A 12,815-nucleotide genomic window follows, 5' to 3' on the forward strand; every position below is an offset into this window, starting at 1 on the left:
ACGGTATGCGGGTGGTTTTTGAATTTCAACTCAGGCATTGGCCTTGGGATGTTTCATGACAAGCGTAATCAGATCTTCAACCCCGACAGGTTCGGTAAAGACATTGCTCTGGACAAATTCGCAGCCTTCTTCACGCAACATGACTGCCTCATTTTCTTTCTCGACACCTTCGGCAATGACTTTCAGGTCAAGATCATGCGCCATGGTAATGATTGATTTCAAAACCAGACGTTTTTTCGAGCTGTCAACCTCCAATAGTGAACGATCCAATTTTATCATATCGAACGGATAACGTAACAGGAAGGCAAGTGACGAATATCCGGTGCCGAAATTATCAAGGGCAAGCCCGATGCCGAGCGCTTTGATTTTTTCCAGAAGATTGGATGATTGTTCAGGATTTTCTATCAGAATGGATTCTGACATTTCCATCATCAAACGACCTTTATTGACCGGATTGCGCATGAGAATTGCTTTTAATTCGTTTATCAATTCCTGATGAACCATTTCGGCACTGGGAATGTTGACAGAAACGAAGAAGGATTGTTTGGGAAAACGGTCCTGTATATGTGCGAGATCGTCGACGACGGTTCTCATTGCAAAGTGGGCAAGGTCCATGACAACATGTTCACTTTCGGCGGTGTGGATAAAATCGACAGCCGAAAGATTTCCGTGACGGGGATGATGCCATTCCAGCATGGCCTCGAAGCCGACAATCTGCCCGTCGTTGAGATCAAGAACCGGATGATAAAGTATTTTGATTTCATTGCGTTGGAGGGCGTAACGGATGTCATTTCCCATGCTGTTACGTTCAAGCCCCAAAGTGCGGAAATTCGGCCGGAAAGGCTCGATCTTGTTGCCACCGGCTTTTTTGGCATGGATCATGGCAAGCTCTGCATCGCTCAACATATCCTCGGCATTGGAGTTTCCCTCTGTCCAGGTAATAAGACCAATTGAAGCAGATAATTTGATTTCACGTTCCGAAAAAAGAATAGGCGCTGCAACCGTTCTTTGTAATTGGTCGGCAAAAGCAGCAATTTTCGCAGGGTCGGTCTGGCTCGTCAGAACAATTGCAAAACGGTCTGTTGACAGGCGTGAAAGCGTGTCTTCAGGCGTGATAAGGCGGCCAAGACGACGGGCAATGGTTAATAGAAAAGTATCGCCTACCGACATTCCGAATTGATAATTGATATTACGGAAACCATCAAAATCTATAACAAACACAGTCGGCCTGATTGCGCGTCCCGCAACCGCCAGATTGACATAGGTTTGCAAATGGTCAAGAAAAAGCTGCTGGTTTGGAAGACCGGTCAGATTGTCGTGGACGGAATCTTGCAACAGGCGTTCTTCTGCCTTCTTGTGATCTGTTACATTGACGAGTGTTCCTACAACGCGCACAATTTCGCCATCCGAACCGATAACCGGTCTGGCTCTTAGCGAGAACCAGTAATAATGTCCATCACCGGAACGCAGCCTTAATGTCTGGTCTATCCGCCCTTTACGCGTGTCGAGAATCATATCGAGTATCGCACGGAACCGGTCGCGGTCATCGCTATGCAAGGCTTCGATCCAGTTGCGGATCGTGCCATTCAATTCACCTGCGGTAGATCCGAGATAAAGAGAAAGATCGGGGTTGATGACCACGCGGTCGCGGCGCACATCCCAATCCCAGACGATGTCTCCGGCTCCCATGACGGCAAGTGCCTTTCTTTCGAGGTCGGAGAATATTCCCTGATGGAAAGCGCCGCCGGAAAAAGCATGTTGCATGACTGTAAAGGCAATCAGAAGAACGATAAGAACCAATCCACCGGCGAGCGCGGGTTGGACAATGTCATTATCTAGTCTGCCGGTCACGCACACATAGGCTCCACAAAGCCAGAAAATAATAAGAAGCCATGTGGGAATTAACATAATCGCGCGGTCATATCCGCGAATGGAAAGATAGCCTATGAGAACAATTCCGAGAAGAGCGGTGAGTCCGAATGAAAGCCTTGCCATACCGGCAGCGCGTGTCGGATCATAAATCGCAAAAGCGCCAAGAGCACATAGAGCGATAATCCAGGCAGCCGCACCATAGCTGAAATGGTAGTGCCACCGGTTAAGATGAAGATAGGTGAAGAGGAAAATGAAAAGCGATGCGGCAAGCGCTACCTCGGTTGCAGCGCGCCAGATCGGTTCTGTTGCAGCCGAAATGACAAAAAGCTTATTGAGAAAATTGAAATCTATGCCGATATAGGCAAGCACAGCCCAGGCAACTGCGGCGGTTGCCGGAAACAATCCGGTGCCGCGCACGACAAATAGGACACTCAAAAGAAGTGCCAGAAGGCCGGAAATACCAAGCAATATACCGTGGTAGAGCGTATATGAGTTGATCGTGTCCTTATAGGCTTCCGGTTCCCAAAGATATACTTGCGGCAGTTTTGACGAACCGAGTTCGGCAACAAGTGTTACAACAGCTCCCGGATTGATTGTGATGCGGAAAACATCCGAATCGGGACTCGACTGGCGATCAAGAGCAAAACCTTCCGAAGGTGTGATCGACTGGATACGTACCGAACCGAGATCAGGCCAAATCAATCCTGAGCCGGCCATACGATAATGGGGAGTGACGATAAGGCGATCAATCTGGTCATCGGTCGGGTTGGCAATGGCAAAAACAGCCCAGTCGCTTTCGGTGCGATCACCATTTCCCTGCATTTCGATGCGCCGTACAATACCGTCGGGACCGGCGGCTGTCGATGTCTGGAACGTGTTTCCTTTGATGTGATGGATTTCGACTGCACGCGATAAATCAAGTGCTGTATCCTGCGAAGAGATTTTAACAGGTTCAATAGACAAAGCCGTCTGGCAAAGCGCGATAGCTGCCAATGACCAGAATAGAAAAATGCCGATGGTCTTGCCTATTGTCTTCACAACGCCTCACTTTCAAACTGGCTTTATTGGTCTTTCGGTTTCCAGCAAAGAATAAAGGTAATGATCTTGCCAGCAACCATGTATTTTAACATAAGAGCGCATCAACCCCTCTCTGACAAAACCGCATTTTTCCAGTAAAGCAATGGAACGTGTATTTGTCGGAATCGAGGCAGCTTGCAAACGATGCAACTTGAGCTGTTGAAAAGCAAAATCAATCATCAGGTCAAGACTTTCATGCATAAATCCATGGCCGGAATATTTTTCACCACACCAATAGCCGATCTCTCCTGATTGTACGACACCCCGTCTGATATTGCCGAGGCTTATTCCACCGATAAGATGATCTGTTTCATTGGAAAATACAAAAAAGACAAAAAATTGTCCGTTTTTGCGTCCCTCGATATAGCGATCGAGATGCATTTTGTAACGGATGAGTGTGTGTGCATCGGCAGGCCAAAGCGGTTCCCAAGGTTCGAGAAATGCCCTGCTTTCCATTCTCAGAGTTGCCCACTCCTGATAGTCGTCAAGCATGGGGAAACGCAAATAGATATGTTGCGCTTTCAAATTGGGAAGGCGGATTTTTCCCTGTTGTTTACGGGCCTGCCGCCGGAAGGGCATTTTGAACATGCCATTGCCTTTCTGGCTGCCCTTAATAAGGACGCCGTCCGGCGCCCGAAGAAAGAGCTGCAACAAGATCACCATAACTCATAATTGGTCCAATTGCTCCTACTGCTGCCAATGTCGGTTTTGAATCAATAAATAAGCGTTCTGCCAGATCGGTCAATCTGTCGACGGTAAGAAGGGACAAGCGTTCCAATGTTTCGGATGCGGGTATCGGATGACCATATAGCAGCATTTGTCTTGCGATGGTCTCGGCACGGCTTGACGGGCTTTCCTGCGACATGACAAGGCCAGCGCGATATTGTTCGCGTGCACGGTCAAGTTCATTTTGTCCGATTTTTTCGCTGACTTTATAAAGCTGGTCAAGAATAACGGGGATCAGGTCATGTAGCCCATCTTCGCTTGAAGCGGCATGGACACCAAACAAGCCGATGTCCGAGAACCCCCAGTGGAAAGCATAAATTGAATAACAAAGGCCGCGTTTTTCGCGCACTTCCTGAAACAGACGCGAAGACATTCCTCCACCAAGGATGATGGATAAAATTTGCGACGCATAATAGTCGCGGATATGGTAGGCGCGCCCTTCAAATCCCAAAAGTACCTGGGCGTCTTTGAGGTTACGGTATTCACGGAAATCGCCACCGACATAATTTGCGAGATCGGCAAGAGGGGCAGGAGAATGCGCGCGATAATTACCAAGCCGCTTTTCGACTTCTTTGACAAAAGATTGGTGGTCAACCGCACCGGCTGCCACAAATATCATGCGGTCGGCGCTATAATGTTCATTCATGAAGTTACGCAAATTATCCGCAGTCAAAGCGCGCACCGATTGGGCAGTACCAAGGATAGGCCTGCCGATCGTTTGGTGGCGGAATGCCGTTTCGGTGAAATGGTCGAATACAATATCTTCAGGCATGTCATTGGCTGCACCGATTTCTTGCAAGACCACCTGTTTTTCGCGTTCGAGCTCATTTTCGTCAAATTTCGGCGAGGTGATAATATCGGCGAGAATATCCACAGCAAGCGGTATATCGTTCTTCAGGACACGAGCATAATAGGCCGTGGTTTCAACACTGGTCGCTGCATTGATTTCGCCGCCAACATCTTCGATTTCAGCCGCAATTTCATAGGCTGTGCGATTTGTTGTACCTTTGAAAGCCATATGTTCCAGCATATGGGCGACACCATGTTCATCAAATTTTTCGTTACGGGAGCCGGATTTTACCCAGATGCCGAGGGCAACGCTCTCGATTTGGGGCATCGTATGCGTGACGATCGTCAAACCATTGACGAGTCGGCTGATTTCTACACCCATACTTTTGAAACTCCTTCATTCAAAACTTCAATAAAAAACCACATTGTATGTTTGCTGTCTTTTGGAAACAACGAATAGGGTTAATGGCAGGCGCGGGAATTTTTCAAAATATAGTCTTTGACGAGTTTTTCGTCGTTTTCGAGTGTTTCGTAACGTTCCGGCTTTTCCATGAGGCCGTCAAGCCACTCTGGAAGTTCAGGAGTTTGCCCGCAAGCTTTTTTCACCGCATCAGGAAATTTTGCCGGATGAGCGGTTGAAAGTACAACCATGGGTATCGTTTTTTCCATATGTTCACGGGCAACTTTTACCGCAATAGCTGTGTGTGGATCAGCAAGATAATGACTCTCTTTATAAAGCTCGTCGATCATGCGGGCCGTCTGTGTTTCGGTGGAAAGACCGGCTGAAAACAAAGTGCGGATTTTGCTCAAGATTGCATCATCAATGAAAAATTCACCCGATTGCTTGAGATTTTCCATGGCATTGCGGATCAAAATCGCATTACGCCCTGAAGCCTCGAATAAAAGGCGCTCGAAATTCGACGAGACCTGAATATCCATAGATGGTGAAGTGGTGTGTTTGAGTGAGCGTATCTGGTAATTGCCGGTTGAAAGCGTACGTACCAGAATGTCATTATCATTGGTGGCAATCACGAGACGGGCAATCGGTAATCCCATGCGGGATGCAACAAAGGCTGCAAAAATATCGCCGAAATTACCGGTTGGAACTGTAAAGGAAACAGCCCTGTCAGGCGCGCCGAGTGAAATTGCAGAAGTGAAATAATAGACAATTTGCGCCATGATCCGCGCCCAATTGATCGAATTGACACCCGAAAGGGCTGTTTTATCCCGAAAAGCGTGATCGTTGAACATGGCTTTGACCAAAGCCTGACAATCATCGAAATTTCCTTCAATGGCGATTGCATGCACATTGGTATTGTTATTGGTTGTCATTTGGCGTTGTTGGACGGGCGATACATGCCCTTTGGGAAAAAGAATAAAAATATCGCAGCGTTCGCGACCGGCAAAGGCTTCGATCGCTGCACCGCCGGTATCTCCCGATGTTGCGCCGATAATCGTAGCGCGTGTGTTCTGGCGCTTGAGAATGTAATCCATCAAACGGCCAAGCAATTGCATGGCAACATCCTTGAATGCCAATGTGGGGCCATGAAAAAGTTCCAATATAAATTCGCTTGTATTGGTCTGGACAAGCGGACAAACGGCAGGATGACGGAATGTCTGATAGGCTTCATCCACCATAGAATCGAAAGCATCGCGTTCAATTTCGCCGTCGACAAAAGGCCAAAGAATGGTCTTGGCAATTGTTGCATATGATTTTCCGCGCAAAGCTTTCAGCGAATCCGGCGAAAAGTGGGGATAACTTTCCGGCAAATATAAGCCGCCATCGCGGGCAAGTCCGGTCATGACAGTTTCACAAAAGCCGAGTACCGGCGCATTATCTCTTGTGCTGATATATTTCATTCATAGACTCCTCGGCTCATCGACCAACGTGAAATGTTTGCATTCGCATTATCTTGCAACCTTTACGGGACTGAAAATGTCCTCTATTTTTACCAGACTTGCCAAATTATAGAAAAAGCGAGAAAACAACAAATCACTATTATTGATCGCTGATATAGAACAGGTTCACTACTCTAGGAAAGTCCACTTCATGGATAAAAAGTCGATTTATCGTTTTTCATTGGGCTTTGGCCTTGTTATTGCCGCTGCTTCAACTTTGTCGGGATGTTTTATCCATAAGAAAGTGGACAATGTTCCGCCCGAACCACAAATAACCGAAGCACAGTTGCGTGCCTATTGCCCGATTGTTCTTATGCGGGATGATACTGCTTTTTATGATGTTTATGAGCGTGGTGGCGAGGGTGACGCCAATAAAGTCATGTATCAGGCTGCTATCAGAGATGTGACGAGAACCTGTAACACGACCGATACAACGCTTTCGATGAAAGTTGCCGCTTCCGGTCGCGTGGTACCGGGACCAATGTTTAAAAAAGGTACAGTGTCACTGCCGATCCGCGTCACGGTGATGCAAGGTGATAGTGTGATATATTCCAAATTGCGCAATTATCCGGTTGAAATCAGTAACGGTGTCGATGCAACGCAATTCATATTTTCTGACGATCAAATTTCTTTTCCCAAACCGACATCCAAAAACATTCGCATTTTCGTAGGATATGATAGAGGCCAAAAGAAATAGCTTCCGGTGCATCCGGTGATATTTAAAGATCGTTTTGCCAATCTGTTTTGATTAAAAAGGCTTTGGTCTTCCAAAGCCTTTTATCATGTCGGGATAAATTTCCCGAAATTGCGATGTTTATCTTTCAGATTCGTTCAACGTCAAAAAATTGAATGAATTAAAGTTATCAAATCTGTTTTATCTTCAAATTCCGCATATGGATTTTATGCTTATTCAACAATCGGCATTCTGCTGTGTTTTTAACCGTTTGCCTGACATTATCAGCGAGATTTTTTACGGGCGGAATAGATTCAGACATCTTTCCATTCAGACATCTTTCCATTCGGACAAGGCTTTGAGGACGGCCGGCAAGTCCGAATGGTGGGCAATGACTGTTTCCGCGCCCGCTTCGGTGAGGACATCGGCAAGACCGTGATAAGCATGTGAACCACCGGTAAAACCGATAACCCGCATACCCGCTTTTACCGCACCGCGCACGCCATGGACCGAATCCTCGATGACAATTGTATTTTCCGGTTTTGCGTGCATTTTTTCAGCCGCATAAAGATAAACATCGGGTGCCGGTTTTACTTTTTTTGTTCCCACTTCCGGTGCCGAGAAAATTTTGTTTTCAAAAAGATCATAAAGGCCGACGATCGTGAGCATACGCTTGATGTCTTCGCTTCTCGAATTGGAGCAGATACAATAAGGGTAGAGTTTGGCAACCGCTTCAATAGCCTCGCGCGCACCGTCAATGCCAACCAATTCATCTTGCATGCGTTTTTTGAAAAGTTCCGGTACTTTTTCAATCAGGCTGACAGAAAGCGGAACATCCGACTGTTTTTCTATCTCTTTGAGAATGTCGAGAAAAATCAGTCCTGCATAACGTTCGGATAGTTCTTCCGGCGTAATTTCAAAGCCTGCCTCAGCCAATAATTGCGATTCAATCTGGGCTGCCAGATATTCTGAATCGACAAGCACACCATCACAATCAAAAATAACCAGATCTATCTGCGGCATCGGCTTTTGTCCCGTAAACTCGTATATTATTTGTCAACCTTTTAGACGGTTCAACTCGTCATTGGCAATAGTTTATAAAAATCTATCGTTCCCGATTGTGTGTTCATTTAATTTCACAAAATTCTTCAATCGGGGCGTTGGCGATAACGGGCAGTAACGTTCACAATCATAAAAATACCGGTCTTCCCGTTCACAACTTCAGCTCGCTATATTCAAACACTTTCGATGATAGACAATTGAAACATTGGAGATGATCGTCGAATATCGAAGATAATGGTCAAATATCGGAAATAATGGCCAAGCATCGGAGATAAAGGTCAAACATTGAAGATGATGATACCGGGTTTTTGAAACCGGTGCTCTTTAACGCGATATTTACCCTATTTCGTCAATTTAGGCTTGTTGAAACCGTGATTCGATTTGTCACGGAGTTTATTTGTTTTGAGTATGTGTGGTCGAGTATCCTATGACAGTTGTCCGTCTTGTAAAAGATCTCGTTCAGGCTTCGCCGGAAGAAGCATGGCGTAACCAGATTTTAAAGGGTGATTGCGTTGCAGCGCTCAATAAGCTGCCAAGTCAATCGGTTGACGTTATTTTTGCCGATCCCCCCTATAATCTTCAACTTGCAAACGCCCTCCATCGCCCCGACCAATCTCTGGTCGATGCTGTTGACAATGATTGGGACCAATTTGAAAGTTTCGCCGCTTATGATGCATTCACACGTGCGTGGCTTCTTGCCTGCCGCAGGGTTTTGAAGCCGAACGGGACAATCTGGGTTATCGGTTCCTATCACAATATTTTTCGGGTCGGTACAGCATTGCAGGATCTGGGCTTCTGGATGCTGAACGACATTATCTGGCGCAAGACCAATCCGATGCCCAATTTTAAAGGGCGGCGCTTCCAGAACGCCCATGAAACACTGATTTGGGCGTCGCGCGACCAGAACGCTAAAAAATATACTTTCAATTACGAGGCAATGAAAGCCGCCAATGACGATGTCCAGATGCGTTCCGACTGGTTGTTTCCGATCTGCACAGGGGCAGAACGTCTGAAAGACGAAAACGGTCATAAAGTTCATCCAACCCAGAAGCCGGAGGCATTGCTTGCCCGTGTTATCATGGCATCAACGAAACCCGGCGATGTTATACTGGATCCATTCTTCGGCTCAGGCACAACGGGTGCGGTAGCCAAGCGATTGGGGCGCGATTTCGTCGGTATCGAACGCGAACAATCCTATATTGATGCCGCAATGGAAAGAATCCTTGCGGTCGAGCCTCTGGCGAAACCGGAACTTGCAATTTTAACCGGAAAAAGAGCAGAACCCCGTGTCGCTTTTGTCAGTCTTCTCGAAGCGGGATTACTGAAGCCGGGTAGCCTGCTTTACGACAAAAAACGCGAACATGCTGCAATTGTTCGCGCGGATGGAACCATCGTTGTTGACGGGGAAGCCGGTTCAATTCACATGATGGGGCGAAAGGTTCAAAACAGTGCAAGCTGTAACGGTTGGACGTTTTGGTACGTTGAAAAAGAAGGTCGTCTGGTTCTGATTGACGAATTACGCGTTGTCATAAGGGAACAAATGGCAAAAAGCGGCGTTTAACATTTTAACGATCGGGTAATCCTCCAGTCTCCGGTCAAGAAAAGGCGTGCGCATCCATTGCGCCGCCTTTTAATTTTTTCTTTTTAATTTTCCCGAATTTGTACCTTTGATTTTAAAACTCTCCGGAATAGCAACCGAGATTGCCTTTTTCATAACAGTAGGAAGAGCTTCATTGGCCAATTCATTCACAGAGCACCACCAACCATTGCCCGCAGCGGTTTTTTCGACATTTTTGGCCAAATAGACATCAAGAACGAGTGAAAAATGGGTAAAGACGTGCTGCGCTTTTCCTTTCAGGATCCAATCGGCTTGAAACGGAGCGTCATTGACCGAATAATGATTCCGTTCACTGAAATGGTTGGGGATTTGCGTCATTCCGCCGAGGAGTCCTGAACTATGCCGTTTTTCCAGATAGATTTCATCATCTTTGTTTAATGCCACAAAGGCAACGCCATGGCGTTGCGGGCGCTGCGGTTTGGGCGGTTTGACCGGATAGGCTTCAGGGTTACCGCTGCGCTTTCCCTCGCACAGGCTTTCAACCGGACATATCATGCATTTCGGTGTGCGTGGTGTGCAAATTGAACCGCCTAGATCCATCATGCTCTGGGCAAAATCACCGCAACGCTTTTCAGGCGTTAATTCTTGCGTTCTCGCCCTGATTGTCATTTTTGCCCGCGGCAATGGTTCATCAATTGAAAATATACGGGCAATGACGCGCTCCACATTTCCATCGACCACAGCTACCGGCTCGTTATAAGCAATAGAAAGAATGGCAGCGGCCGTATAATCGCCAATGCCGGGAAGGCGTTTCAGGCTTTCTAACGAATTTGGAAAAATGCCATTATAATCGGCCACTATCTGTTCGGCACAGCGTTTGAGATTTCTTGCCCGTGAATAATAGCCAAGGCCGGCCCAGGCTTTAAGGACATCGTCCAATTCGGCTTTTGCAAGAGAAAAGACCGTTGGCCATGTTGTAACGAATTTTTCAAAGAAGGGTTTGACAGCCTCGACAGTTGTTTGTTGCAACATGACTTCCGACAGCCACACCCGATAGGGATCATTTTTTTTGCCGTTCAACAAGTCGGCCGGCGCAACGCGCCATGGCAATATACGATGGTAACGGTCATACCATAAAAGCAGCTTTCCGGAAAAATCACTCATGGATTTCTCCAATCATAATTTATCAAAAAATCAAAAGGAAAAGGCAAGCCTTTAGCAGGCTTGCCTTTCTTTTTATCAATCTGTTCAAGATTGACTGCCGATAACGGTTTTTCAATCGATGTGATGGCCCTGAAGGTAGCCGCCTTTTCTTGCATCATTCATTTTATAAGCGCAGACAAAAGCAATCACCATCATGATTGTAACATACCAGTAGAAATAATTGCCGACACCCTCGTTCTTGAACCATAGCGCAACATATTCAGCCGAACCGCCGAAAAGTGCGTTGGCGACAGCATAGGAAAAACCGACCCCCAACGCCCTGACAGAAGCTGGAAACATTTCCGCTTTAACGATGCCGCCAATGGAGGTGTAAAGGCAGGATACCGCAAGCATGACAACCATCACGAAGAAGGCTGCGAGTTCGCTATGCGTGGATCCGATGAATGATAGGGCAGGAATGGTCAGGATGATTGAAAGAGCCGACCACATCAACAACGAAGTGCGCGTACCGATGCGATCTGCCAACATGCCGAACAAAGGCTGTAAAACCATGAAAATAAATAATGCAGCAAGCATCATCGTATTGGCATCTTTAGCCGAAAAACCGGTCGTCGTAACAAGATATTTCTGCATGTAGGTGGTGTAGGTATAAAATGTCAGTGAACCGCCGGATGTGAAGCCTACAACGAGCAGGAAAGAACGGGTATGGTTTTTCAACAGGCTGATGAGGCTTCCGGCTTCAACGCTGGTGCGTGATTTTTCGGTGGAAGTCTCGTGGAGTGAACGGCGTAAATAAAAGGCGATGATTGCTGTCAAAGCGCCAATAACGAAAGGAATGCGCCAGCCCCACGCCCTTATCTGCTGGTCATTAAGGAACATTTCCAGAATAACGACAACCAGGACGGCAAGAAGTTGTCCGCCGACAAGTGTCACATATTGGAAGGAACTAAAAAACCCTCGCCGACCTTTTAAAGCAACTTCACTCATATATGTAGCGGTTGTCCCGTATTCTCCACCGACTGACAATCCCTGCATCATGCGGACGAGCAACAAAATAATGCCTGCCGCATTCCCCCATGTGGCATAGGTTGGTAGAAAAGCGATGATAAGCGAGCCTAAACACATCATCACCACCGAGATCATCATCGATAATTTACGGCCATAACGGTCGCCTATACGGCCGAAAATATAGCCGCCGATCGGACGCATCAAAAATCCGATGAAAAATATGCCGGCAGTTTTTAGAAGTGCTGCAACCTGGTCATTGCCTGACGGATAAAACTGGTTGGCAAAATAAATGGATGCAAAAGCATATATATAGAAATCATACCATTCGACGAGGTTGCCCGACGCACTTGCTACAATTGCAAAAATTCGCTTGCGCGTGTCATGAGGATCAACCGTGGAAGCCGTCTCTTTCGTGTCAGTCATTAATATCTCCCATAAGGTACAGCTATTATCAGGGTTATTGTTATTCGTTTTATTGACGCAAGTTGACTGAAAACAGAAATAAAAACCTTTAAAGATACACAATTAAAAGTGATATTTCCCCTTAAAATGATGTTTTGAAGTGATGTTTCCCGAAACGGTTTCTCCAAAGTAAGTCATCCGGCTTTCGATTTTTTTAAAATTCGCAATTATAGACATCGCGAGGCAAAAAGGCGGAAATAGAGATTGGCAGGTAAAATTGCTGTTAATGCTGTTTGGTGCGGGAAATGCGATGAAGACACGGCAAATTCATTAAAGGCGTTTAGATCGTCGGTTCAAATGGATAATTCTGAATTGATCTTTTTTGACAAACTTGCAAAATGTCATAACTTTCATTTTTACTCCCCTTATGCAATCGGAACATCGAGGATAGGTTGAAAATCCCCGTTTATATAATCAATCCTGATTGCTCGAATGACCGCTTCCAAAAAGTTTCCCGACCGGCAGATGGAGTTGGACAGGATTATCATCTTGTGAGCGCGGCTCACGGAAATAAAATCGACTTTC

General features: G+C 46.4%; 9 protein-coding genes. 2 read left to right on the forward strand and 7 right to left on the reverse strand.

Features of this window, described 5'->3' with window-relative positions; genetic code table 11:
- Window positions 1–30: 30 nt before the first annotated feature.
- The 4 genes from BBC0122_RS03660 to thrC form a co-directional block, all read right to left on the reverse strand.
- Window positions 31–2,910 carry an EAL domain-containing protein gene (locus BBC0122_RS03660; protein WP_077991444.1) on the reverse strand — a complete coding sequence of 960 codons (2,880 nt, stop codon included), beginning with the start codon at window positions 2,908–2,910 and terminating at the stop codon, window positions 31–33.
- A gap of 12 nt (window positions 2,911–2,922) precedes the next feature.
- Window positions 2,923–3,537 (reverse strand): GNAT family N-acetyltransferase, encoded by a 615-nt coding sequence (locus BBC0122_RS03665; RefSeq protein ID WP_077991446.1) that lies wholly within the window; start codon window positions 3,535–3,537, stop codon window positions 2,923–2,925.
- A gap of 22 nt (window positions 3,538–3,559) precedes the next feature.
- On the reverse strand, window positions 3,560–4,846 hold the full coding sequence (locus tag BBC0122_RS03670; protein WP_077991451.1) for a M16 family metallopeptidase: 1,287 nt from the start codon (window positions 4,844–4,846) through the stop codon (window positions 3,560–3,562).
- Window positions 4,847–4,926: 80 nt separating this feature from the next.
- Window positions 4,927–6,324, reverse strand: coding sequence for a threonine synthase (gene thrC / locus BBC0122_RS03675; RefSeq protein WP_077991452.1), 1,398 nt, complete (start codon window positions 6,322–6,324; stop codon window positions 4,927–4,929).
- A gap of 190 nt (window positions 6,325–6,514) precedes the next feature.
- Here thrC and BBC0122_RS03680 point away from each other — a divergent pair, with 190 nt between their 5' ends.
- Window positions 6,515–7,060, forward strand: coding sequence for a hypothetical protein (locus BBC0122_RS03680; protein ID WP_077991454.1), 546 nt, complete (start codon window positions 6,515–6,517; stop codon window positions 7,058–7,060).
- A 306-nt stretch (window positions 7,061–7,366) separates the two neighbouring features.
- Here BBC0122_RS03680 and BBC0122_RS03685 read toward each other — a convergent pair whose 3' ends face one another.
- Window positions 7,367–8,059, reverse strand: a complete 693-nt coding sequence (locus BBC0122_RS03685; RefSeq protein WP_077991455.1) for an HAD family hydrolase — start codon at window positions 8,057–8,059, stop codon at window positions 7,367–7,369.
- A 466-nt stretch (window positions 8,060–8,525) separates the two neighbouring features.
- Between BBC0122_RS03685 and BBC0122_RS03690 the strand changes: the two genes are divergently transcribed.
- Window positions 8,526–9,659 (forward strand): site-specific DNA-methyltransferase, encoded by a 1,134-nt coding sequence (locus tag BBC0122_RS03690; RefSeq protein ID WP_077991456.1) that lies wholly within the window; start codon window positions 8,526–8,528, stop codon window positions 9,657–9,659.
- A 69-nt stretch (window positions 9,660–9,728) separates the two neighbouring features.
- On the opposite strand, the gene mutY is transcribed toward BBC0122_RS03690, so the two are convergent.
- The gene (gene mutY / locus BBC0122_RS03695; protein ID WP_077991457.1) at window positions 9,729–10,820 is read right to left on the reverse strand and encodes an A/G-specific adenine glycosylase; all 1,092 of its coding nucleotides are present in this window, start codon (window positions 10,818–10,820) and stop codon (window positions 9,729–9,731) included.
- A 111-nt stretch (window positions 10,821–10,931) separates the two neighbouring features.
- Complete coding sequence (locus BBC0122_RS03700; protein WP_077991458.1) at window positions 10,932–12,251, reverse strand: MFS family transporter; 1,320 nt, start codon at window positions 12,249–12,251, stop codon at window positions 10,932–10,934.
- Window positions 12,252–12,815 lie beyond the last annotated feature (564 nt).

This window comes from Ditibartonella choladocola (genome assembly GCF_002007565.1).
Lineage (GTDB): Bacteria > Pseudomonadota > Alphaproteobacteria > Rhizobiales > Rhizobiaceae > Bartonella > Bartonella choladocola.

What these genes read in the sequence shown, in the direction of transcription:
- mutY (WP_077991457.1), bottom strand. Translation starts at nt 10,820, where the DNA reads ATGAGTGATTTTTCCGGAAAGCTGCTTTTATGGTATGACCGTTACCAT.
- BBC0122_RS03685 (WP_077991455.1), bottom strand. Translation starts at nt 8,059, where the DNA reads ATGCCGCAGATAGATCTGGTTATTTTTGATTGTGATGGTGTGCTTGTC.
- BBC0122_RS03700 (WP_077991458.1), bottom strand. Translation starts at nt 12,251, where the DNA reads ATGACTGACACGAAAGAGACGGCTTCCACGGTTGATCCTCATGACACG.
- BBC0122_RS03690 (WP_077991456.1), top strand. Translation starts at nt 8,526, where the DNA reads ATGACAGTTGTCCGTCTTGTAAAAGATCTCGTTCAGGCTTCGCCGGAA.
- thrC (WP_077991452.1), bottom strand. Translation starts at nt 6,324, where the DNA reads ATGAAATATATCAGCACAAGAGATAATGCGCCGGTACTCGGCTTTTGT.
- BBC0122_RS03680 (WP_077991454.1), top strand. Translation starts at nt 6,515, where the DNA reads ATGGATAAAAAGTCGATTTATCGTTTTTCATTGGGCTTTGGCCTTGTT.
- BBC0122_RS03670 (WP_077991451.1), bottom strand. Translation starts at nt 4,846, where the DNA reads ATGGGTGTAGAAATCAGCCGACTCGTCAATGGTTTGACGATCGTCACG.
- BBC0122_RS03665 (WP_077991446.1), bottom strand. Translation starts at nt 3,537, where the DNA reads ATGTTCAAAATGCCCTTCCGGCGGCAGGCCCGTAAACAACAGGGAAAA.